Source organism: Rhodospirillum rubrum ATCC 11170, assembly GCF_000013085.1.
In the GTDB taxonomy this organism is placed as follows: domain Bacteria; phylum Pseudomonadota; class Alphaproteobacteria; order Rhodospirillales; family Rhodospirillaceae; genus Rhodospirillum; species Rhodospirillum rubrum.
In genome coordinates this window covers 1,305,332-1,327,505 of sequence record NC_007643.1, presented here as the reverse complement: position 1 = coordinate 1,327,505, position 22,174 = coordinate 1,305,332, and the positions used below count along the sequence as shown (strand labels likewise).

The following is a 22,174-nucleotide window of genomic DNA, read 5'->3' as shown; positions in this document are numbered from 1 at the left end:
CGCCTAGCTTCCTTACCGGCCACCTCGCGGACCTCGACGAACAGGGCGTGGTGGATGCGGGCCAGCGTGCCATCCATTCCCGCAGCCCGAGATACTCATGTACCGTGCTCTTGGGCGGTAGATCCTTTGACAGCGCCCGCCACTGACAACCGGTCATCAGCACGTAAAACACACCGTTCAGCACCTCCCGGATAGTCACCGTTCGCTGGCGGCCGCTCCGCTTTGCTGGGTGGGATCAGCGGTTCCACCCGCGCCCATTCTTCGTCCGTCAGGTCATTGAAGTACCTCTGTCCGCGCAGCTCATAGAGCCATCAATTTTCTTTCGTCCACATGGATCCTCCAAAATCTCGGAGGACCATGCGATCACAAAATCTTCATCAGAAGCAATAACCTGCCGAACGGGCTCTTAGAGATTCCAATAAAAACGGAAAGCTAAATTTAATTGTAGCTACCCATATTATGATACGTCTAGGTCGCCGGCAAAACGGGTCAGCGAACCGATCGTCCGACCGTGGAGAACGACAGAAAGACGGCCGGCGTCATCCATCGTCCTCATCCTCGTCCTCATCCAGGCGATAGGCCGGACGGTTGGCCTTTTCGGGCTGGCCGCGCGCACTCTGAAGGATCACCCGAACGGCGGGCAAAGCCTGGCGCGGCACAAGAACCAGATCAAGGCCCACCCCATGGGCCAAGGCGATCAAACTCGAAAGCCGCAGATCGACGCCGTTCCTCTCGATCTTCGAGATATGCGACTGCGGCACACCCGTATTGGCGCTCAGCTCGCGCTGGCTCATCGCCTTGGCTTCGCGGGCCTCTTTCAAGGCTTTGGCGATAGGATCCGTGGCATAGCTCATCGGGCGATCTACTTTTCTCTATCAAAAGTCGCTTTCTATAGAGAATAGCAGATCGGCCGAGGTGCAAGAGCCGGCTTGCCCGCCTTACAGGCGGACGATCTTGCCGGGGTTCATGATGTCGTCGGGATCAAGGGCGCGCTTGATCTTGCGCATCATGTCCAGGGCCTCGCCGTGTTCGTCTTCGAGGAAATCCATCTTGCCATGGCCGACGCCATGCTCGCCGGTGCAGGTGCCGTCCATCGCCAGGGCGCGGGCGACGATGCGATCGTTGAGCCTGCGGGCTTCTTCGATCTCGGCCGGGTTTTCGGGATCGACGATGAAGATCACATGGAAATTGCCATCGCCGACATGGCCGACGATCGAGGTGAACAGCGCGCTCCGCGCCAGATCCTCTTCGGTCTGGGCGATGCACTCGGTCAGCCGCGAGATCGGCACGCAGACATCGGAGCTAAAGCCCCGGCCGCCGGCCTTGGTCGCCAGCGACGCGTAAAAGGCGTTATGGCGGGCCGTCCACAGCCGGTCGCGTTCTTCGGGGGTTTCCGCCCAGCGAAAACCGGCCGCCCCCTGATCGGCGGCAAGGTCTTGAACCATGCGCACCTGTTCGGCCACATGGTCGGGAGTGCCGTGGAATTCAAAGAACAAGGTGGGGGCGGCGGCGTAATCAAGTTTGGAATAGGCGTTCACCGCCAGGATCTGGCGGGCGTTGAGAAATTCGATGCGGGCGACCGGCACGCCGATCTGGATGGTGGCGATCACCGTGTCGACGGCGGCGCGCACGCTGGGAAACGGACAAACCGCCGAGACGATCTTTTCGGGGATGCCATGCAGGCGCAGCGTCACCTCGGTAATCACCCCAAGCGTGCCTTCCGAGCCGACGAACAGCCGCGTCAGGTCATAGCCGGCCGATGACTTGCGCGCCCGGCCGCCGATCTTGACCACCCGGCCTTCCGGGGTGACGACACTCAAGGCCAAAACGTTCTCGCGCATGGTGCCATAGCGCACGGCGTTGGTGCCGCTGGCCCGCGTCGCCGTCATGCCGCCCAGGCTGGCGTCGGCGCCGGGATCGATGGGGAAGAACAGCCCGGTATCGCGCAGATGGGCGTTCAACTGCTTGCGCGTCACCCCGGCCTGGACGGTCACGTCCATATCGGCGGGGCGGACCTCGAGAATGGCGTTCATCGCCGAGACATCGATGCAAACGCCGCCGCGCAACGCCGCGATATGGCCTTCCAACGAGGTTCCGGTGCCAAAGGGAATGATCGGCACCTTATGGGCGGCGCAGGCGGTGACGATCGCCGCCACCTCCTCGGTCGAACGGGCGAAGGCCACGGCGTCGGGCGGCATCGACGGGTGATAGCTTTCATCGCGCCCATGCTGCTCGCGCACCGCCGTAGCGGTCGAGAAGCGCTCGCCCAGCAGCGCCGCCAGGGTGCCGACCAGGGCGGCGGGCAAGGGATCGCGCGGAGCGGATTGCGACAGGGACCTCATCACAGCAACTTTCGTAAGGAAAAACGCAAAAGCCGGGCCCGCCCCGAAAGACGCGGCCCGCATGGGAAAGGCTCAGGCGCCGGCGATCTCGGGCGTTTCCAGATCGACCTCGGCGACGGACTGGCCGCAGGCGGCGAGGAACCGCCGCAGATCCGCCGCGCTGATCGTCGTCGTCGCCGTATTGACCAGCGGATGATAATTGAGCCGGTCTTGGGCCATCATGGCGCGATCGAGCACCACCTTGACCCGATGGGCCGTATCATTGACCAAGGCGAAGGGCGTCACGCTGCCCGGGCGCACGCCCAGAACCTCGTCAAGCAGCTCGGGCTTGCCAAAGGACAGCCGGGCGGCGCCGATCCGCCGATGAAGGGTCTTGAGATCGACGACGCGGTCATAGGGGCAAACCACCAGCCATAACTGGCCCTTGGCGTCCTTGAGAAACAGGTTCTTGCAATGGCAGCCGGCGATCTGGTCGTGGGTGGCCTTGGCCTCCTCGACCGTATGAACCGGCGGATGCTCGGTGGTGACCGAGGAGATCGCCAATTCCGACAGGTGAGCCAGAAGATCGACGGGCGTGGTGATGGGCATGGCGAAGCCTCGGGTTGTCGGCGGGGTCTTCCGTGATATCCCCTCCCCGGCCCCGGCTCAAGACGAAGCGGGCGAAATCCCCGTCTCGGGCGTCCATTCCAGCGCAAAGCCGAAGGGCGGCGGCACGAAGCGCGTGCTGGGGATGGCCTTGCGCGCCAGGGCCTTGGTCAAAGCCTGGGCCGGGGCGTCGATCCCCTCGTCGGCCAGGGCGAAGGTGCCGGTATGCAGGGCGAGGGCGGCCCGCGCCCCAAGCTCGTCAAAGGCCGCCACCGCCTCCTCGGGGTCCATGTGATGCTCGCCCATGAACCAACGCGGCGCATAGGCGCCGATCGGTAGCAGGGCGACATCGGGCGACCACAGGCGGTGGCGGATGGCGCGGAAGGGGCCGGGATAGCCGGTGTCGCCGGCGAAATAGACCGATCCGGCCGGAGCGTTGATGAAAAAACCGCCCCACAGCGTTTTGCGTCCGTCAAACAGACCGCGCTTGGACCAATGCTGGGCCGGTACGAAGGTGATCTCGGTGCCGTTCTCCAGGCTATGGGCCTGCCACCAGTCCAGATCGATGCCGCCGGGAACACCGCGTCGGCCAAGATAGCGCGTGTTGCCCAGGCCAGTCAGGATCGGCGCGCCCCAGCGCTTGGCCAGGGCGCGCAAGCTGGCAAGATCCATGTGGTCGTAATGGTTATGGCTAAGCAAAATGGCATGGATCGGCGGCAGGGCGTCCAGGGCGATGCCCGGGGCGCGCACCCGCTTTGGCCCGACCCACGGCAGCGGGCTCGCCCGCTCGGAAAACACCGGATCGGTCAGGATATTCAGCCCGTTGGTCTGGATCAGCACGCTGGCCTGACCGATGAAACTAAAGCGCAGGCGATCCTTGCCCACCGCCGCCAGCGGGGCCGGGGCGACCGGCTCGTCGATATGGGTGGGCCAGGGTTCGGGTCGGCGGCTCCACCGCCAGCGCAGGAAAGATCCTATCCCGAGGTTTTCCGGGCGTCCCGGATTGAAAAAACGCGTTCCGTCGAAGTGATCGGACATCAGAAGATCCTTGGGGGAAAAAGGGGGCCGAAGCCCCCTTGCCCCAGGCTCAGCCCTTGTAGACGACCAGCAGGTCCTTGGCTTCCACCGCGGTGCCGGCGGCGATCGGCAGGCGTTCGATCACCCCGGCGCGTTCGGCGGTGATCGAGGTTTCCATCTTCATCGCCTCGATGGTCAGCAGCGGATCGCCCGCCCGTACCGTCTGCCCGACGCTCACGCCAACCGACGAGACCAAGCCGGGCATCGGGCAGGCGACATGGGTGGGATTGGCCGGATCGGCCTTTTCATGCTGGATGACCGTCGATTTGACCGCTCGGTTAACCACGCGCACAACGCGCGGCTGGCCATTCAGTTCGAAGAAAACCTTGATCATCCCCTCTTCATCGGTCTCGCCCAGGGCCTGACAGCGGATCACCAGGGTCTTGCCGGCTTCCAGGGTGACGGCGGTCTCCTGGCCGGGCTTCATGCCATAGAAGAAGATCGGCGTCGGCAGCACGCGCACCGGACCAAATTCGGCGCGCTGCTTGGCGTAGTCGATGAACACCTTGGGGTACATCAGATAGGACTGGAATTCCTCGTCGCTGATCGCCCGTCCGGCCTTTTCCTCGGCGGTCTTGCGCTCGGCGGCCAGATCGGCCGGCGGCACCGCCGCGCCCGGGCGGCCCGCCAACGGCGCCTGACCGCGCAGAACCTTGCGCTGAAGGGCTTCGGGGAAGCCCTCGGGCGGATGACCCAGCTCACCGCGCATCAGGCTAACGACGCTTTCGGGGAAGCTCACGTCCTTGTCGGGGTCCTCGACATCGGCGCGGGTCAGCCCGGCGCCAACCATATAAAGCGCCATGTCGCCGACCACCTTGGATGACGGCGTCACCTTGACGATATCGCCAAACATCTGATTGACCTCGGCATAGGTGCGCGCCACCTCGTGCCAATGGCCGGCCAGCCCCATGGCGCGGGCCTGCTCCTTCAGATTGGTGAACTGGCCGCCGGGCATTTCGTGGAGATACACCTCCGAGGCCCCGGAGCGCAGATCACTTTCAAAGCCGGCGTACTGGCGGCGCACCCCTTCCCAATAATCGCTGACCTGACGGACGATGAGCGGATCAAGCCCGGTATCGCGTTCGGAAAAGCGCAGGGCTTCGACGATCGAGCCCAGGCAGGGCTGGCTGGTCAGCCCCGAGAAGCTGTCCATCGCCGCGTCGATCGCATCGACCCCGGCGCGCACGGCCTCCAGCACGCTGGCGGCGCTGATGCCGCTGGTGTCGTGGGTGTGGAAATGCACCGGCAGGCCGGTTTCCTCTTTCAGCGCCTTGACCAGGGCATAGGCGGCGCGCGGCTTGACCAGACCGGCCATGTCCTTGATGCCGATGATATGGCTGCCGGCCTTCCGCAGTTCGCGGGCCATCGAAACATAGTATTTAAGGTCGTATTTGCTGCGCTCGGGATCGTTGATATCGCCGGTGTAGCAGACCACGCCTTCGAGCAGCTTGCCGGTTTCAAGCACAGCGTCCATTGAGACGCGCATATTCTCGACCCAGTTCAGGCTGTCGAACACCCGGAACAGATCGACGCCGGCCTCGGCCGCCTTATGGGTGAAGCCCTTGACCACATTGTCGGGATAAACGGTATAGCCAACGCCATTGGCGCCGCGCAGCAGCATTTGGAACAAGATATTGGGCACGCGCTGGCGCAGTTCGGCCAGCCGCTCCCAGGGGCATTCGCGCAAGAAGCGCATGGCGACATCGAAGGTGGCGCCGCCCCAGCATTCCAGGCTGAAAAGCTCGGGCAGATTGCGGGCATAGGCATCGGCGACCTGGATCATGTCGAAGCTGCGCATGCGGGTGGCGAGCAGCGACTGATGGGCATCGCGGAAGGTGGTGTCGGTGACCAGGGTGCGCTTCTGGTCAAGCATCCATTCGGCAAAACCGGTCGGCCCCAGTTCGGCCAGGATCTGGCGGGTGCCGCGCGGCGGCTCCTGGGCCTGGACGATCGGCAGGCGCGGCGCCGGTCCGGGGGTGGGCAGAACCCGGCCCTTGACCTCGGGATTGCCGTTGACCGTCACATCGGCGATGAAGCGCAAAAGCTTGGTCGCCCGGTCAAGGCGGCGGTCGAAGTGGAACAGCTCGGGCGTCTCGTCGATGAAGCGGGTGGTATAAGACGCCTCGCGGAACTTCGGATGGTTGATCAGGTTCTCGACGAAGGCCAGATTGGTCGCCACGCCGCGAATGCGGAATTCGCGCAGGGCGCGGTCCAGGCGGTCGATGGCCTCCTTGGGCGTCGGCGCCCAGGCGGTGACCTTTTCCAGCAAGCTGTCGTAATAGCGGGTGATCACCGCCCCCGAATAGGCCGTGCCGCCATCCAGGCGGATGCCAAAGCCCGTCGCCCCGCGATAAGCGGTGATGCGGCCGTAATCGGGGATGAAATTGGCTTCCGGATCCTCGGTGGTGATCCGGCATTGAATGGCATGGCCCTGCAGCCGCAGATCGGCCTGGGCCGGCACGCCGGTTTCCTCGACGACGCCGATATGGCCGCCTTCGCAAATGCGGATCTGGGCCTTGACCAGATCGATGCCGGTGACCTCCTCGGTCACCGTATGTTCAACCTGGATGCGGGGATTGACTTCGATGAAATGGAAGTCACCCGTATCGGCATCCATCAGGAATTCGGCCGTTCCGGCGCAAACATAGCCCGCCGCCCGCGCCAGCCGCAGGGCGGCCTCGCAGACCTCCTCGCGCTTTTCGGGGGTCAGATAGGGGGCCGGCGCCCGCTCGACGACCTTCTGGTTGCGGCGCTGGACCGAACAATCGCGCTCGAACAAATGAACAACCGTGCCGTAATGATCGCCGAGCAACTGCACTTCGACATGGCGGGCGCGCAGCACCAGCTTTTCCAGATAGACCTCGCCATTGCCGAAGGCGGCTTCGGCCTCGCGCCGGCCGGCCGAGACCTGACGCTCCAACTCGTCGGGGGTGTTGATCACCCGCATGCCGCGCCCACCGCCGCCCCACGACGCCTTGAGCATCAGGGGATAGCCGACCTTTTCGGCCATCGGGCGGATGAGGTCGATCTCCTCGGGCAGGGGGCCGGTGGCCGGCATCACCGGCACATCGGCGGCCTCGGCCATGGCGCGCGCCGAGACTTTGTTGCCAAGCGAGCGCATGACCTCGGGCGGCGGACCGATGAAGATCAGCCCGGCCTCGGCGCAGGCCTCGGCGAACTCGGGGTTCTCCGACAAGAAGCCATAGCCGGGGTGGATGGCGTCGGCGCCGCTTTGCCGGGCGACGCGCAGGATCTCGTCGATCGACAGATAGGCCCGCACCGGGCCCATGCCGGTGCCGATCAGATAGCTTTCGTCGGCCTTGAACCGATGGAGCGACAGCTTGTCCTCCTCGGCATAGATGGCGACGGTGCGGATCCCCGATTCATTGGCCGCGCGGAACACGCGAATGGCGATCTCGCCCCGATTGGCGACAAGGATCTTGGTGATCTTTCTCGGAGACTGACTCGTCATGTCGGGAGGATCTTTCTTAAGAACGGATCGACGGGAAAACCCGCATGTGTTGCGGCGCGGCAAGAATGCTGAGTTGATCAGGCGATTGCAAGGGAGAGGCGGGTTGATCGACAAGAAACCCTTTCCGGTTGGCCCCCTTAGGCCGGAGCGGGAAGAATGGTATCAGCCTCCTCGTCGACGGCAAGGCTCGAAGACTGTTGTTGCTTGCGCCAAAGCGCGGCGTAAAGACCCTCGGCGCGCAGCAGGTCGTCATGGCTGCCGCTTTCGGCCACCCGCCCGCCATCGAGCACCAGAATGCGATCGGCATCGATCACCGTCGACAACCGATGAGCGATGACCAAGGTGGTACGACCGCGCGAAACATCGCGCAAGGCCCCCTGGATCTCGCGTTCGGTATGGCTGTCAAGGGCGCTGGTCGCTTCATCGAGGATCAGGATCGCCGGATCCTTGAGGATGGTGCGGGCAATGGCGACGCGCTGCTTTTCGCCGCCCGACAGCTTCAAGCCGCGCTCGCCGACCTGGGTGTCATAGCCGTTCTTCAGGCTCTGGACGAAATCGTGGATTGCGGCAAGGCGGGCGGCGCGCTCGACCTCCTGGCGCGAGGCCCCCGGGCGACCATAGGCGATGTTATAGCCGATGGTGTCGTTAAACAGCACGGTGTCCTGGGGGACGATGCCGATGGCCCGGCGCAAAGACGCCTGGGTGACATCGCGCAAATCCTGGCCATCGATCAGCACCCGGCCGCCGGTCACGTCATAAAAACGAAACAGCAACCGCGAGAGCGTGCTTTTGCCCGCCCCCGAGTGGCCGACCACCGCCAGGGTGCCGCCGGCCGGAATCTCCAGGCTGACGCCCTTGAGCACCTCGCGCTCGGGATTATAGGCGAAGCGCACGCCCTCGAAGCGCACGGCGCCGCCGCGCACCACCAGATCGGCGGCGTTCGCAGGATCGGCGACTTCGGGCGGACGATCGATCAGCCCGAACAGCACCTCCATATCGACCAAGCCCTGTTTGACCTCGCGGTACACCATGCCCAGAAAATTCAACGGCACGTAAAGCTGCAAGAGGTAGGTATTGACCAGCACGAAATCGCCCGGCGTCATCCGTCCGCCGCGAATATCGACGGCGGCCATGATCATCACCGCCACCAGACTCAGCGAGATGATGGCGCTTTGCCCGACGTTGAGCAGCGACAGCGAGCGGTGGGATTTGACGGCGACCTCCTCATAGGCCGACAGCGCCCGGTCGAAGCGCTTGGCCTCGTGCTCCTCATTGCCGAAATACTTGACGGTCTCGTAGTTGATCAGGCTGTCGATGGCCTTTGAGCTGGCCTCGGCGTCGTGGGTATTCATGGAGCGGCGGAAATCCAGCCGCCATTCGGTGATCGCCAGCGTCCAGGCGACATAAACCGCCAGGGCGCCGACCATCACCACCGCATAGGTCCAGTCATAGAGCGTCCACAGCACGCCGCAGACCATCACCAGTTCGATCAACGACGGTCCGGCCCGCAGCACGAACTGGCGCAGCACCACCTCGATGGCCCGCGTGCCGCGTTCGATCACCCGGCTCAGGCCGCCGGTCTGGCGATCAAGATGGAAGCGCAGCGACAGGCCGTGGAGATGGCGGAAGGTGCGCAGCGACAACACATGGATCGCCCGCTCGATCACCCGGGCGAACAACAGGTCGCGGATCTCGGTAAAGGCCAGATTGCCCAGGCGGGCCAGCCCATAGGCGGCGATCACGCCCAGCGGCAAAACAATGGCGGCGCGTTCGGGAACCGACAGGGCGTCAACCGCGTGTTTATAGAACAAAGGCACCACCACCCCGGCCAGCTTGGCCAGCAGCAGCACGCCCATCGACAGCACCAGCCGCAGGCGCAGGGCCGGGGCATCGGCCGGCCACAGGTGGGGGAGAAGCCGGGCGATCACCCGCCAGTCGCGGACGGCTCCCGAGGTGGTCGGCGGAGGAAGGGTGGAAGCGGGTCTTCTCACGGTTGCCTACTCTACAGGACGGCGGAAGGGCTCCCTGACTTAAGCCCCCCACCCCGACAGCGCAAGCCGTGCGCGCCCGCCCCCGGCCGGCGGCTTATCCATGCTCAAGGCGGCCCCCGATCATCCCCCCTAAGCTGGCCCCTCCCTCCCCGCCCCTCCCGCCGGAGATCCCCGCCATGAGCGCCCCCCCGATCCTGTCGCGCGACGTTCCCTTCCTCAGCCTGGGCTTCCGTCCCTTTTTCCTGGCGGCGGGCTTGTGGGCGGCCTTGGCCATGGGCCTGTGGCTGCCCTGGCTGATCGGCGCCGCCGAAGCCCCAACGGCTTTCGCCCCAGTCGACTGGCATGTCCATGAAATGCTCTTTGGCTATGCGGGGGCGGCGGTGGCCGGCTTTTTGTTGACGGCGGTCCCCAATTGGACCGGCCAGCCGCCATTGGTCGGCGCGCCCCTGCTGGCTTTGGCCGGGCTGTGGGCTTTGGGCCGGTTGGCGATTCTGACCTCGGCCGGGCTTGGCGGGGAAACCGCCGCCGTCCTTGATGTCGCCCTGCCGATCCTCCTAGCCCTGTGGACGGCGCGCGCCCTGATCCGCAGCGGCAACCGGCGCAATCTGGTAGTGGTCGGGCTGGTGCTGCTCCTCGCCCTGGCTTCGGCCCTCCATCACGCCGGCGCCCTGGGGTTGGCCGAGACCACCCGCCTCGGCCAGAGGCTGGGCATCGCCACTTATGTGATGATGATCAGCCTGATCGGCGGGCGGATTATTCCGACCTTTACCCGCAATTGGCTGAGCGGCCCGGGCAAGACGACGTACAGCGGCCTTTTGCCGCCCGATTTCGGCGCCGTCGATCGCGCTGCCCTGATCCTGACCGCCCTCACCCTGGCCGCCTGGCTGGCCGATCTCGGCCTTGCCTGGGCGCCGCTGGCCCTGGCCGCCGGCTTGGCCCAGGCGCTGCGCCTTGGGCGCTGGCGGGGATGGGCGACGCGGCGTGAACCGCTGCTGATCATCCTCCACCTGGGCTATGTCTGGCTGCCGATCGGCCTGATCTTGCTGGCGGCGGCCGGGATCGGCCTGCTGCCCGAGGTCGCCGCCGCCCATGCCCTGGGAGTGGGCGCCTTCGGCACGATGATTTTGGCGGTGATGACCCGCGCCATCCTCGGCCATACCGGCCGCCCGCTGCGGGCCGGCCCGGCGACGACGGCGCTTTTCGCCCTGCTGCTGGCCGCCGTCACCCTGCGCGTGCTGTCGGCCGCCCTGCCCGATCTGGGATTATGGGCGCTCCACGCCAGCGCCAGCCTGTGGATCCTCGCCCATCTCGGCTTCCTGATCCTCTATGGCCCGATGCTGCTGCGCAAAAGAATCGCTGGGGTGTGAGGCCGGAGGACGGCAACGCCCCCTCGTCGGCCCCTTTACGTGAGGTGGCGCCGGAAAATCGGACCGAGTGATAAGCTAATCCCGACCTGAGGAAAGACAGGGCAAATGGGTAAGGTTACACGGAAATTGCGCCAGGGCTTGGCGAAAGGGATCAGTTTTTACAACACCCGACGGCCGTACTCCGTGTTCGCGGGACGGACATCCAAGGCGGTGTCTTTTCAAATCGCGACAACACCGTCTCCGGGACATGATCATGATCCGGGATGAGCGTAGTCGGGCCGCCGATCTATCCGAACAGACGGCACCACCACAGAACCCGGTAAGCGGAAAACTGGAAATGGGTGAATGGAATGTCCCGCCTTGGGAAGGCGGGACATTCTTCAGCTCAGGCCACGGGCTTCCCGGCGACCTCATCACCGGTTTCGGGCTTGTCGTCCTCGTGGTCCTCGACCGGCCGTTTCGTGCGGAAGAGCTTCAGCACGAAGACGAAGAAGGCCGGAACGAAGAAGATCGCCAGAATGGTTCCCAGGATTATGCCGCCCAGAACGCCCGTACCGATGGCGTTCTGGCTTGCGGCGCTCGGTCCGGTCGCGATCGCCAGCGGCACGACGCCGAGCGCAAAGGCGAGCGACGTCATGACGATCGGCCGAAACCGAACCCGGGCGGCGTCCACGGCCGAATCGAACAGCGACCGTCCTTGAGCGAAGTAGTCCTTGGCAAATTCCACGATCAAGATCGCGTTCTTCGCCGACAGACCAATGATCGCGATCAGACCAACCTTGAAATAGATGTCGTTGGGCATCCCACGCATCATGACGGCAAGCACGCATCCAATCGCGCCGAGCGGCACGACGAGCATCACCGAAAGCGGGATCGACCAGCTTTCATAGAGGCCCGCGAGCAGCAGGAAGACGAACAGGATGCTGAGCCCGAAAAGCATCGGCGCCTGTGAACCCGACTTGATCTCTTCGAGGGCCTGACCGGTCCATTCGAAGCCGAAGCCTTCCGGCAGTTCGGACGCCAGCCGCTCCATCTCGGCGATCGCGGCGCCGGTCGACTGGCCCGGTACCGGCTCACCGGCGATACGCACTGTCGGATAGCCGTTGTAACCGACGATCTGCGGTGCGCCCTTTTGCCATTCTGCGATCGCGAAGGACGACAACGGCACCATGCCGCCGCCGGCATTGCGCACGTTCAGCTTCAACAGATCATCGGCCTGCAGTCGATCCCGGTCCTGCGCCTGCACGATGACACGCTGCATGCGTCCCGCATTCGGATAGTCATTGATATAGGACGATCCGAGATTGGCGGTGATCGTGCTGTTGATATCTGCGAAGGTGACACCAAAGGTGTTGGCCTTCTCACGATTGATCACCAGCACCACCTGAGCAGCGTCCGGCAGACCTTCAATACGCAGGCCTGTCAGCACCGGGCTTTGTTCGGCTTTGGCCATCAGTTTTGCGGCCGCCGAGCTAAGCGCTTGCTGCCCAAGTCCGCTCCTGTCTTGAAGACGGAAGCTGAAGCCATTCGTCGTGCCGAACCCTTCGATCGGCGGCGGCGACAACGCAAACGAGGTCGCATCCTTCAGGGCGAACAATCGCATGTTCACCCGTTCGGTGATTTCGTCGACGGTGTTGCCGGCGCCACGCTCCTTCCAGTCCTTCAGCGTGACGAAAACCATGGCGGCGTTGGCGCCACTGCCTGAGAAGCTGAAGCCCTGGATGACGAGCACGTCGCGCACGGCGGACTCGCCTTTGAAAATCTCCTCGATCTGCTTGATGGACGCGACCGTGCGGTTGGCGCTGGCTTCGGGCGGTCCCTGGACGTCGACCAGAAAGTAGCCCTGATCTTCGTTGGGCACGAAGCCGCTCGGCAGGTTCACGAACAGATAGCCAAGCCCGACCACCAGGGCGAGGTAGACGACCATCACCCGGCCGGCGCGACGCACCAGTCCCGTCACGGAACGCGAATAGCCCGCGGTCAGGCGGTCGAACTTCCGGTTGAACCAGCCGCCGAGGCCCTTCTTGTCGTGATGCCCCTGCTTGATCGGCTTCAGGAACGTCGCGCAGAGTGCGGGGGTGAGCGACAGCGCCAGGAACGCCGAGAAAAGAATCGACACCACCATCGTCAGCGAGAACTGGCGATAGATGATGCCCGTCGAGCCGGGGAAGAAGGCCATCGGGATAAAGACCGACGACAGCACCAGCGTGATGCCGAGGATCGCGCTGGTAATCTGCGTCATCGCCTTATTCGTCGCAGCCTTTGGCGACAGGCCTTCCTCGGCCATGATCCGTTCGACGTTCTCCACGACGACGATGGCGTCGTCGACGAGGATGCCGATCGCAAGCACCATCGCGAACATGGTCAGGACGTTGATTGAAAAGCCCGTCGCTAGCATGGCGGCGGATGTGCCCAGCAGGGCGATCGGGACCACGAGCGTCGGAATGACAGTGTAGCGGAAGTTCTGCAAGAAGACGAACATCACCAAAAAGACGAGCCCGACCGCTTCCAGAAGGGTCATCAAAACCTTCTGGATGGACGCCGAAACGAACGGGCTGGTGTCATATGGCACGTCATATTGAACCCCGGACGGGAAGAAGCGGGAAAGCTCGTCCAGCTTGGCCTTGATGGCGGCCGAGGTCGCCACGGCGTTGCCCGTCGAGGACAACTGGATGGCGACGGCCGCACTCGGCTGCCCATTGAGACGGCTGGAGAAGTTGTAGCTCTCCGCGCCAACCTCCAGGCGCGCAACGTCCTTCAGCCGGACAGTCGAGCCGTCCGGGTTGGCGCGCAGCACGATGTTGCCGAACTCTTCGATATCGGTCAGTTGCCCCTTCACCAGCACCGTCGCGGTCAGATCCTGGCTGACCGGATTGGGCGCGGCGCCTATCTGACCAGCGGCCACCTGGGCGTTCTGGGTTGTGATGGCGGTGTTGATATCGCCGACCGTCAACTTGAGACCAACCATCTTGTCGGGGTCGATCCAGACGCGCATGGCGCGTTGAGCCGAGAAGAGCTGAGCCTTGCCAACGCCATCGATGCGCCTTAGCTCGCCGAGCATATTGCGGTTCAGATAGTCCCCAAGACCGACCTCATCGACCGCCCCGTCGGTTGAGGTCAGCGTGATTAACATCAAGAAACCGGCTGTGACCTCTTCCACCGTAACGCCCTGTGCGGTGACAGCCGCAGGCAGCCGCGATGCGACGCTGCGGATGGCGTTTTGCACGTTGACGGATGCCTGTTGGAGATTGGTTCCCGGCTGGAACGTCGCATTGATCGTGATCCCCCCCGTGGAGTCCGAGGTCGATTCGAAATAGATCAAGTTATCGACGCTGTTTAGTTCCTCCTCGATCAGCCTCGTGACCCCCTGATAGATCTCCTGGGGGGAGGCGCCCGGATAGGTCGTGTACAGGCTGAGCTGCGGCGGTGCGACATTGGGGTACTGCGCAACGGGAAGCAACGGCAGAGCGATGATGCCGGCGATCGAGATGAAGATCGCGAATACCCAGGCAAGGATGGGCCGCTTGATAAATAACTGTGCCATGAGAAAACCTATTGCGCTGGTTGGTCAGGCGCTCTTTCCTGTTGCGCCGCCGATTTTTGGTTGGTGGCGGCAGGATTCCACGGCTCCGCCGCGACCTTCCCTCCTGCAACGACCTTTTGAACGCCATCGATAACCACGCGCTCGCCGGCTTTCAGCCCGGCTTCGACGAGCCACTCATCGTTTTGCACCTGTCCAAGCCTGACCTCACGCGCGACGGCGGTATCGTCCGCCGAGACGACATAGACCTGAGCCCGGCCATCTTGCGTCCGCAGCACCGCCCGCTGAGGAATGGTGATGGCATGCTGGTGCACGGCCTGCTCGACACGAACGCGCACATACATGCCCGGCAGGAGGTCGCCATCTGAGTTCGGGAATTCCGCGCGCAGGGTCACCTGGCCGGTCGTGGCGTCGACGCTGGCGCTGGCGAACAGCAGCCGCCCCGGCTTCGAATAGACCGAGTCGTCATCGAACAGAAGTTCGACACGGGCTTCGCCGGGAGCCGGAAACGCCAGCTTGCCTTCGTTGACAGCACGCCGGAGGGCGAGAAGCTGCTGCGCCGACTGCGTGAAATCCGCGTAAACCGGGTCGATCTGCTGGATCAGCGCTAAATTCTGCGAACCGTCAGCCGTCACCAACGCGCCCTCGGTGACCAGGGCCGCGCCGATGATGCCGCTGATCGGCGCTCGCACGTCAGTATAGGCGAGATTGATCCTCGCCTCGTCCAAGGCGGCTTGCGCAAAGGCGACGTCTGCATTGGCCTGCTCCAGGGCGGCGACCGCCGCCTCGTATTGAGCCCCGCTGGTGACGTTACTCTTGCGCAAGGATTCCTGGCGGGACATCTGGTTACGGGCGTTTGTCAGCGTCGAACGCGCACGCGCCAGCGAAGCCTCCGCGCTCGCGACGCGAGCGCGGAACAGACGGGCGTCGATCCGATAGAGAACGTCCCCTTTCGTGACGGGCGTGCCCTGTGTAAAGACACGCTCCTGCAGGATGCCCGACACTTGGGCGCGAACCTCGGAAACGCGTGTTGCGGCGATCCGGCCGGGCAGTTCATTCATGACGGCGAGAGGCCTTGCTTCGATCGTCATGACGCCGACCGCGGGCGGCGGCATCTGACCGACCTCGTTGGCCGGTGACGGGGTGCCGCCGCCAAGGAAGAGGGCGACGGCAATAAAGGCTATGACGACGCCGCTTGCAGCAAAGCCAACGGGGCGCGGGCTGATCCGCAGCCTGCGAAGAACGGGCATGGGAGTAATCCTGAGAGCTTGGCCACGCATCTTGGGCGCGGCGCGTTGTTAGGGTTCTGGGTAGGAGGTGAATACCTTGCGGATTCCTTCGAGAACCCTTGACCGCTCGTCGGGGCTCCATTGAAGGAAGCTTCCAAGCTCGATCCAGTAGAAGCCGCAGAGCGCCAGATAGGCGAGCAAGCCCGCCTCGGGACGATCGGTATGAGTGACGGCCGCAAGATCCTTGCGCGTCCATTCCCTCAACCGCGTTTGCAGCCTGTCCTCGTTCGTCACCGAGGCGCTGATGGCCATTGCCACGGCCTTGTCGATTTCGTTGAACTCGGGTTCGGCGACAGCAATGCGAGCAAAGAGCTCCGGATGCGGCGTATCCCTGGCCGAGGCCATCGCTTCACCGATACGGGCGTCCTCCAGTTCTATATGACGCTCGATCAGCGCTTCCAGCAGCGCGCTTTTCGACTTGTGATCATAAACCACGCGCGATTTGCTCACGCCCGCTTCCTGAGCAACGGCGTCGATCGAAAGACCGGCGGCACCAAGTCGCAGCACCACACGCTCGACAGCCTCCAGAATATCATCAGACGTAATTCTTCTACCGCGTGTCATCGTCCCCTCCTGCTTGGGTTAGGTATACGAACGTTCGTTCTTTTTTGCCATATTTTTCTCGGAACGCATTTGACGCGCCGGGTCAGGCCTGTCGGCATTATCGGGCTAGGTGTAAATGCGCCGGCGGGCTGAGGGGGTTATTGGTCAATCTGCCTTGGGTGGACTCGTGGTTTGCTCGGCCAGGGGGGCTGGAGCGGTCAACGAGCCCATCGCGGCCTCCGGGGAAGACGAGCGCACCGGGGGGTGAAGCAAGCCTTCGAAGCGTTCGCTGGCGGCCTCTCCGGCGAGGGCGGCATAGGTGACGAGCCGCAGGTGCTTTTCCTCGTCGATGAGGAACGTGGAATGGTCGAAGGCGACCGCGCCGATTCCATCAATGAGGAATCCGCGCCGCCCCTGGCACCGGCCATGCGCGTCATGGCGACGCCAAAGATCGCGAAAGGCGGGGGATCGCTGCTCGAGGGCCGTCACCAGACCGATCATATCCTCGTCGTCGGCCGCCTGCGCATAATCGCGCCGGAAGCTGGCAAGGATCTGCGGCGCTTGCAGAGGCCATTCGACGATCCTGGCGGACAGGCTTTCATCGGAAAACAACATCCACAGCATGTTGCGCTCCGCCCGATCGCGCGCCTCGAACCCGAACAGGCGGTCGGCGGCCCTATTCCAGCCGATCACATCCCAGCGCAGATTCAACACATAGCAGGGCCGCAGGACCAGATCGTCGATCAGCCTGCGCACCAGCGGCGGCAGCACGCACCAGGAGCGGCCGTTGATGGCCGGCGGGCGATGGTGCGCCAGCACGAACAGATGGCGCCGCTCCGTTTCGTCCAGTTTCAGCACGCGCGAAACGTTATCGAGAAAAGCGACCGAGACGGTTATATCGCGGCCCTGTTCGAGCCACGTATACCAACTAAGGCCAACGCCCGCGAGCGCCGCGACCTCTTCCCGCCTGAGCCCGGGCGTCCGTCGCCGTCGGCCCGGGGGAAGCCCGACATCAAGCGGCGAGAGGCTCTCGCGTCGCCGACGCAGAAAATCCCCAAGGTCCGTGCGGGTGCGCTCAAGGCGGCTGTTCTGGGTGTTGCTCATAGTAATAGTATAACTTCCTCTCTAGTAACAGGATTATGCCCGGCCTATCCCGTGGTTTCAACCACGGGGGTCCCCATGTCCGACACTTGCGTTTCACGAAGCGAAGCTCCTTCCTCGCCATCCCGCCTGGGCGGGGCTTCCGCCCAGTCTCCGCTCGCCCTTGCCATCCTTTTGCTTGGTGGCTTCATCACCGTCTTCGACCTGTTCGTCGTCAACATCGCCATCCCCTCGATGCAGAGGGACCTGGGCGCGACGTTCGCCGAGATCGGCTTCGTCATCGCCGGCTATGAACTGGCCTTTGGGGTATTGCTGATCGCCGGGGGCCGCCTGGGCGACATCCATGGCCGCCGCCGGCTTTTTGCTTTTGGCCTGCTGGGCTTTGGCCTGACGTCACTTCTGTGCGGTATCGCGCCCAATGCGGCGAGCCTGATCGTCGCCCGCTTCCTGCAAGGGGCGGCGGGGGCGATCTTGTTTCCCCAGGTCTATGCGTTGTTGCGCGTGATGTACGATGACGCCGGCCGTCGCCGCGCCTTTGGCCTTCTTGGCATGACGCTGGGCATGGCCGCCATCGCCGGTCAGGTGCTGGGCGGGCTGATCGTCGAAAGCGACCTGTTTGGCCTTGGCTGGCGCATCATTTTTTTGATCAATCTGCCCATCAGCCTGGGGGCCGCGCTCTGCGTCCACACCCTGCCGGACTCGAAGGCGCCGGGCGCCAGCGTCGTCGACTGGCCGGGCGTCGGCCTTGCCACCGCCGGCCTGTTGCTTCTGTTGGTGCCGCTGCTGGAAGGTCCGAACAGCGGCTGGCCCGCCTGGACCTGGGCCAGCTTCGCCGCTTCGGCGGCGCTGCTTGCCGCCTTTCTCGCCTGGGAACGCCGCGCCGCCCATTCGGCCATCGATCTCGGCCTGTTCGCCCGGCGGGGATTCTCGATCGGCGCCGTCGTTGTCTTGTTGATCTACTCGACCGCAACGTCGCTGTTTCTCTGCTTCGCCTTGCTCTTGCAATCGGGTTTGGGCCTAACGCCCTTCGCGGCCGGGGCATTGTTCGCGCCGGCGAGCGTCGGCTTCGTCGCGGCCTCTCTGCTTGCGCCCAAGCTGGTGTCACGCTGGGGCAATGCCGCCATCTGGGGCGGCGCCCTGATCTACGCCGCGGGGATCGCTTGGTTGATCGCCATGACGTCGCGCCTGACCGGCAAGGAGGATGCGCTTTCCTTGCTACCGGCGTTGATCTTGTTCGGCTTTGGACAGGGGTTGTCGATGACGCCGCTGCTGAATCTCGTCATCGGCTTTGTCGAGGACCGTCACGCCGGCATGGCGGCCGGTATCATCGCGACCATGCAGCAGGTGGGCGGCGCTTTCGGTGTGTCGATCGTTGGCATCTTCTTCGTCTCCCTTCTGTCTGGCCCGTCAAACGGAGCCGAACCCGACCCGAGCCGCTACGGCGCCGCTTTTTCCGGGGCGATGCTCTACAACGTCGCCGCCGCTCTTCTCGCTAGCGCGCTGATCGCCTGGATCGCGCGCAAGAAAGCGGCACGATGACGGAAGGGACAGAGGGTGATCTTCCCGCCGTCACACGGTTTCGAGCGGCAGGAAAGCGGCCTCGGGGGCGCCGCAGCGGCCGGTGGCGCGGAAGGCGCCCTGGCCGCAGACCCGGCCGGTGGTCGGGTCGGTGGCGATGATCAGCCACAACAGACTGCCTTCAAAGGCCATCGCCGCATCGGTGGGCGACGGCTGGGCGACGCCAGAGGGGTGGGAATGCCAGTGACCGATGACATCGCGACCGCTGCCGCGCAGGTCCTGTTGAAGGCCGATGCGCAGGCGCGGATCGATCTCGAAGCGGTCGGGGTGGCTATCGACCAACAGATTGACGGCGGGGTGGACGGCATCGACGACGAACCCCGCCCCGTCCCTGCGGCCGACCAGCAGACCGCAAGCCTCCACCGGATGGGCGGCCTCGGCGGCCCGGGTCAGGCTGTCGCGCAAGGCGGCGGGCAGGATCACCCGGGCGGCGGCCTCAAGGGGCATCGGTGGGCACAAGGCGGCCGATGATCGCGCCCGCGTTCAGGTCCACGGCGATGAAGCGGGCCGGCTTGCCGCCGCCCACCACCTCGAGCACGAGCACCGATCCCGAGACCTGATAGGTCCGCACCGTGCTGCCCGCCGGTTCGCCCAGGCTGAGGGTATCGAAGGGACGGAGCGGCGCCGGCGGGGCCATGCCGGGCGCGCGCTCCCATCCCCCGGCGATCTGTCCGGGGCGGGCGCCGGGCTGGGCCGGCGGAACAGCCTGGGGAAGGGCCTGGGGCGGAGCGGCAAAGGCGGGGATGGGCTGGGCGGCCTGGGGCGTCGCGGCGGGCTCGCCGAGGTGGGCTCTCTTGCTGTATAGGCCGTAGCCCAACAAGCCGATGCCGGCGACGATCAGGATGCCCATGAACACGACGAGCGATTTAATGGCCTGCATGACGCGGAGCCTTTCTCTTGATTCCCCGGAGACGCCGGGTGACCCTTGGGCCATGGCCAGCAGCGACGACAGCAACGACCTGGACGACGGCTTCGATGACGAGGCAGCCGCCGCGCCGATCGTTTACGAGCGCGCCGTCGACGCCGAGGCCGCCGGACAACGCCTGGATAAATGGCTGGCCACGGTCATCCCCACCCTCTCGCGCGCCCGCTTGCAGCAGTTGATCGGCGAAAAGCGGGTCAGCGTGAATGGCCAGACCATAGGCGAAGGGTCGCGCCGGGTCAAACCGGGTCAGACCGTCCGCGTTGAAGAGCCGCCGCCGATCGCCGCCACCCCCCAGCCCGAAGCCATCGCCCTCACCGTGGTGTATGAGGACGATGATCTGATTGTTATCGACAAGGCGGCGGGCATGGTCGTCCATCCCGGGCCGGGCAATCCCGATCACACCCTGGTCAACGCCCTGCTCGCCCATTGCGGCCCGTCGCTTTCGGGCATCGGCGGCGAGCGGCGGCCGGGCATCGTCCATCGCCTGGACAAGGATACCAGCGGCCTGATGATCGCGGCCAAGACCGACCTCGCCCACCACGGGCTGGCCGAACAATTCGCCTGCCATTCGCTGACCCGGGAATATCTGTGTCTGGTCTGGGGACGCCCGCGACCGGCGGCCGGCAGCATCGACGCCCCTTTGGGGCGCCATCCGACCCAGCGCAAGAAAATGGCGGTGGTCAGTCGCGGCGGAAAGCGCGCCTTGACCCATTATCGGGTGGTTGGCGATGTCGAAGGAATCGCCTCGATAGTGAAGTGCACGTTGTCGACCGGGCGGACCCATCAAGTGCGCGTGCATATGGCCCATATCGGCCACCCGCTTCTCGGTGACGCGGTTTATGGACATAGAAATATTCCAAAGAAACTCCCGGGTGATTTATCCGAGAGGATCGCGCGACTGACGCGACAGGCCTTACATTCGTTTCATTTAGGGTTTTTGCATCCCCGCACCGGAGAATCCCTCGAATTTTTGTCAGAATTGCCCTTGGATATCAGTGCCGTAGCGTCAATTTCGAGTCGAAACGCAATCAAACTCTAATCTTGACCCCCGAACTGCAATATTCTATCCTTGAGTCTAGGGGATAAAGAAGGTCGCAGAGATTCATTTGGGGATGAGGAATGAGTGTCGGCGCAAAGGGCTCGTCAAACCCGGGAAGCATAAAACCTCCCTCGCCGATCCACAGACCGCATCGTCCCGCACCCATTATGGCCCCGGTTCGGCCCATGCCAGCCCCGGGGGTCTATTGAGGAGGATTCCATGGCGACAGTGGCTCCTGGTCTTTCAATCGGTCCTGAAAGCAATTTGACGCGATATTTGCAGAACATCCGCAAATTTCCCATGCTTGCCCCCGAAGAAGAATACACCCTCGCCCAGCGCCTGCGCGATTCGGGCGACTCCGAAGCGGCCCACCGTCTGGTGACCAGCCATCTGCGTCTCGTCGCCAAGATCGCCATGGGCTACCGCGGATATGGTCTGCCGATGGGCGAGGTCATCAGCGAGGGCAACGTCGGCCTGATGCAGGCGGTGAAACGCTTCGATCCCGAGCGCGGCTTCCGTCTGGCCACCTATGCTATGTGGTGGATCCGCGCCGCGATCCAAGAGTACATCCTGCATTCCTGGTCGCTGGTCAAAATGGGCACGACCGCCGCCCAGAAAAAGCTGTTCTTCAATCTGCGCAAGATGAAGGGCCAGCTTCAATTGATGGACGAAGGCGACATGCATCCCGACAAGGTCACCCAGATCGCCACCAAGCTGGGGGTGCCCGAGCAGGATGTCATCAACATGAATCGCCGGCTGTCGAGCCCCGACCACTCGCTCAACGCCCCCGTACGGATGGATGGCGATGGCGAATGGCAGGATTGGCTGGTGGACGAAAGCGACGATCAGGAAACCACCCTGGCCGAAAGCCAGGAAATGGGCCAGCGCCGCGCCCTGCTGTCGGGAGCCTTGAAATCCCTCAATGAGCGCGAGCGCCACATCCTGACCCAGCGCCGCCTGCGCGATGATCCGGTGACCCTGGAAGATCTCTCCCAGCATTACGGCATCTCCCGCGAGCGCGTTCGCCAGATCGAGGTGCGGGCCTTTGAAAAGCTGCAGAAATGGATGCACGGGGCGATGACCGGGGCGGCGCCCGCCGTCGCCGCGGTCGCCTGTTAGAGCAAATCCCCGAGCCCTCTGAACCAGGGTGCGACGACGATTTGCCGGACTATCACGATTTTAGAGCGGTGAGCGGGGACGCGATTTCCCGCTCACCGTTTTGGCCGGCGCCCCCTCCGGGGAAGAAGGGCCGTGGACGGGGATCGCCCCTGCCCATGCCCGATCCGTCCACGCAAAGCCCCCCTGGACAGGATCTCTTTTTATA

Annotated in this window: 16 protein-coding genes and 1 pseudogene; 4 read left to right on the top strand and 13 right to left on the bottom strand. The window is 64.1% G+C overall.

Annotated elements, in window-relative coordinates; genetic code table 11:
* Positions 1 to 5 precede the first annotated feature (5 nt).
* The 7 genes and pseudogenes from RRU_RS05870 to RRU_RS05840 all read right to left on the bottom strand — a co-directional run.
* A pseudogene (locus tag RRU_RS05870) lies at positions 6 to 299 on the bottom strand (transposase); the annotation flags it as partial.
* Positions 300 to 539: 240 nt separating this feature from the next.
* Positions 540 to 854 (bottom strand): helix-turn-helix domain-containing protein, encoded by a 315-nt coding sequence (locus RRU_RS05865; RefSeq protein ID WP_011388880.1) that lies wholly within the window; start codon positions 852 to 854, stop codon positions 540 to 542.
* Positions 855 to 938: 84 nt separating this feature from the next.
* Positions 939 to 2,342: an FAD-binding oxidoreductase gene (locus tag RRU_RS05860; protein ID WP_014626100.1), complete on the bottom strand. Its 1,404-nt coding sequence runs from the start codon at positions 2,340 to 2,342 to the stop codon at positions 939 to 941.
* Between the two features lie 72 nt (positions 2,343 to 2,414).
* Positions 2,415 to 2,930 carry a prolyl-tRNA synthetase associated domain-containing protein gene (locus RRU_RS05855; protein WP_011388878.1) on the bottom strand — a complete coding sequence of 172 codons (516 nt, stop codon included), beginning with the start codon at positions 2,928 to 2,930 and terminating at the stop codon, positions 2,415 to 2,417.
* A 57-nt stretch (positions 2,931 to 2,987) separates the two neighbouring features.
* Positions 2,988 to 3,965 (bottom strand): MBL fold metallo-hydrolase, encoded by a 978-nt coding sequence (locus RRU_RS05850; protein ID WP_011388877.1) that lies wholly within the window; start codon positions 3,963 to 3,965, stop codon positions 2,988 to 2,990.
* Between the two features lie 49 nt (positions 3,966 to 4,014).
* Positions 4,015 to 7,476 (bottom strand): pyruvate carboxylase, encoded by a 3,462-nt coding sequence (locus RRU_RS05845; protein WP_011388876.1) that lies wholly within the window; start codon positions 7,474 to 7,476, stop codon positions 4,015 to 4,017.
* A 137-nt stretch (positions 7,477 to 7,613) separates the two neighbouring features.
* A complete protein-coding gene (locus RRU_RS05840) occupies positions 7,614 to 9,467 on the bottom strand; it encodes an ABCB family ABC transporter ATP-binding protein/permease (RefSeq protein ID WP_011388875.1) in 1,854 nt (617 codons plus the stop codon).
* Positions 9,468 to 9,643: 176 nt separating this feature from the next.
* On the opposite strand from RRU_RS05840, the gene RRU_RS05835 reads away from it, so the two are divergent.
* Positions 9,644 to 10,834 carry an NnrS family protein gene (locus tag RRU_RS05835; protein ID WP_011388874.1) on the top strand — a complete coding sequence of 397 codons (1,191 nt, stop codon included), beginning with the start codon at positions 9,644 to 9,646 and terminating at the stop codon, positions 10,832 to 10,834.
* A gap of 385 nt (positions 10,835 to 11,219) precedes the next feature.
* Here the strand turns inward: RRU_RS05835 and RRU_RS05830 are convergent, their stop codons facing one another.
* The 4 genes from RRU_RS05830 to RRU_RS05815 all read right to left on the bottom strand — a co-directional run bounded on the left by RRU_RS05830 (position 11,220) and on the right by RRU_RS05815 (position 17,311).
* On the bottom strand, positions 11,220 to 14,378 hold the full coding sequence (locus tag RRU_RS05830) for an efflux RND transporter permease subunit (protein WP_011388873.1): 3,159 nt from the start codon (positions 14,376 to 14,378) through the stop codon (positions 11,220 to 11,222).
* An 8-nt stretch (positions 14,379 to 14,386) separates the two neighbouring features.
* Positions 14,387 to 15,625, bottom strand: coding sequence for an efflux RND transporter periplasmic adaptor subunit (locus tag RRU_RS05825; protein ID WP_014626098.1), 1,239 nt, complete (start codon positions 15,623 to 15,625; stop codon positions 14,387 to 14,389).
* A gap of 48 nt (positions 15,626 to 15,673) precedes the next feature.
* Positions 15,674 to 16,228, bottom strand: a complete 555-nt coding sequence (locus RRU_RS05820; protein ID WP_011388871.1) for a TetR/AcrR family transcriptional regulator — start codon at positions 16,226 to 16,228, stop codon at positions 15,674 to 15,676.
* A 144-nt stretch (positions 16,229 to 16,372) separates the two neighbouring features.
* The gene (locus tag RRU_RS05815; RefSeq protein ID WP_011388870.1) at positions 16,373 to 17,311 is read right to left on the bottom strand and encodes a helix-turn-helix transcriptional regulator; all 939 of its coding nucleotides are present in this window, start codon (positions 17,309 to 17,311) and stop codon (positions 16,373 to 16,375) included.
* Positions 17,312 to 17,386: 75 nt separating this feature from the next.
* Between RRU_RS05815 and RRU_RS05810 the strand changes: the two genes are divergently transcribed.
* Complete coding sequence (locus RRU_RS05810; RefSeq protein ID WP_011388869.1) at positions 17,387 to 18,847, top strand: MFS transporter; 1,461 nt, start codon at positions 17,387 to 17,389, stop codon at positions 18,845 to 18,847.
* Between the two features lie 30 nt (positions 18,848 to 18,877).
* On the opposite strand, the gene RRU_RS05805 is transcribed toward RRU_RS05810, so the two are convergent.
* Positions 18,878 to 19,333, bottom strand: coding sequence for a M67 family metallopeptidase (locus RRU_RS05805; RefSeq protein ID WP_011388868.1), 456 nt, complete (start codon positions 19,331 to 19,333; stop codon positions 18,878 to 18,880).
* On the bottom strand, positions 19,323 to 19,766 hold the full coding sequence (locus RRU_RS05800) for a hypothetical protein (RefSeq protein WP_014626097.1): 444 nt from the start codon (positions 19,764 to 19,766) through the stop codon (positions 19,323 to 19,325). The genes RRU_RS05805 and RRU_RS05800 overlap by 11 nt, the downstream gene beginning before the upstream one ends.
* A gap of 52 nt (positions 19,767 to 19,818) precedes the next feature.
* Here RRU_RS05800 and RRU_RS05795 point away from each other — a divergent pair, with 52 nt between their 5' ends.
* Positions 19,819 to 20,850, top strand: a complete 1,032-nt coding sequence (locus RRU_RS05795; RefSeq protein ID WP_011388866.1) for an RluA family pseudouridine synthase — start codon at positions 19,819 to 19,821, stop codon at positions 20,848 to 20,850.
* Positions 20,851 to 21,069: 219 nt separating this feature from the next.
* The gene (gene rpoH, locus RRU_RS05790) at positions 21,070 to 21,969 is read left to right on the top strand and encodes an RNA polymerase sigma factor RpoH (protein ID WP_011388865.1); all 900 of its coding nucleotides are present in this window, start codon (positions 21,070 to 21,072) and stop codon (positions 21,967 to 21,969) included.
* Positions 21,970 to 22,174: the final 205 nt, after the last annotated feature.

Coding starts and splice junctions, on each gene's coding strand:
- RRU_RS05825 (WP_014626098.1), bottom strand. CDS start 15,625: ATGCCCGTTCTTCGCAGGCTGCGGATCAGCCCGCGCCCCGTTGGCTTT.
- RRU_RS05855 (WP_011388878.1), bottom strand. CDS start 2,930: ATGCCCATCACCACGCCCGTCGATCTTCTGGCTCACCTGTCGGAATTG.
- RRU_RS05805 (WP_011388868.1), bottom strand. CDS start 19,333: ATGCCCCTTGAGGCCGCCGCCCGGGTGATCCTGCCCGCCGCCTTGCGC.
- RRU_RS05815 (WP_011388870.1), bottom strand. CDS start 17,311: ATGAGCAACACCCAGAACAGCCGCCTTGAGCGCACCCGCACGGACCTT.
- RRU_RS05835 (WP_011388874.1), top strand. CDS start 9,644: ATGAGCGCCCCCCCGATCCTGTCGCGCGACGTTCCCTTCCTCAGCCTG.
- RRU_RS05795 (WP_011388866.1), top strand. CDS start 19,819: ATGGCCAGCAGCGACGACAGCAACGACCTGGACGACGGCTTCGATGAC.
- RRU_RS05810 (WP_011388869.1), top strand. CDS start 17,387: ATGTCCGACACTTGCGTTTCACGAAGCGAAGCTCCTTCCTCGCCATCC.
- RRU_RS05850 (WP_011388877.1), bottom strand. CDS start 3,965: ATGTCCGATCACTTCGACGGAACGCGTTTTTTCAATCCGGGACGCCCG.
- RRU_RS05800 (WP_014626097.1), bottom strand. CDS start 19,766: ATGCAGGCCATTAAATCGCTCGTCGTGTTCATGGGCATCCTGATCGTC.
- RRU_RS05860 (WP_014626100.1), bottom strand. CDS start 2,342: ATGAGGTCCCTGTCGCAATCCGCTCCGCGCGATCCCTTGCCCGCCGCC.
- RRU_RS05845 (WP_011388876.1), bottom strand. CDS start 7,476: ATGACGAGTCAGTCTCCGAGAAAGATCACCAAGATCCTTGTCGCCAAT.
- RRU_RS05830 (WP_011388873.1), bottom strand. CDS start 14,378: ATGGCACAGTTATTTATCAAGCGGCCCATCCTTGCCTGGGTATTCGCG.
- RRU_RS05820 (WP_011388871.1), bottom strand. CDS start 16,228: ATGACACGCGGTAGAAGAATTACGTCTGATGATATTCTGGAGGCTGTC.
- RRU_RS05865 (WP_011388880.1), bottom strand. CDS start 854: ATGAGCTATGCCACGGATCCTATCGCCAAAGCCTTGAAAGAGGCCCGC.
- rpoH (WP_011388865.1), top strand. CDS start 21,070: ATGGCGACAGTGGCTCCTGGTCTTTCAATCGGTCCTGAAAGCAATTTG.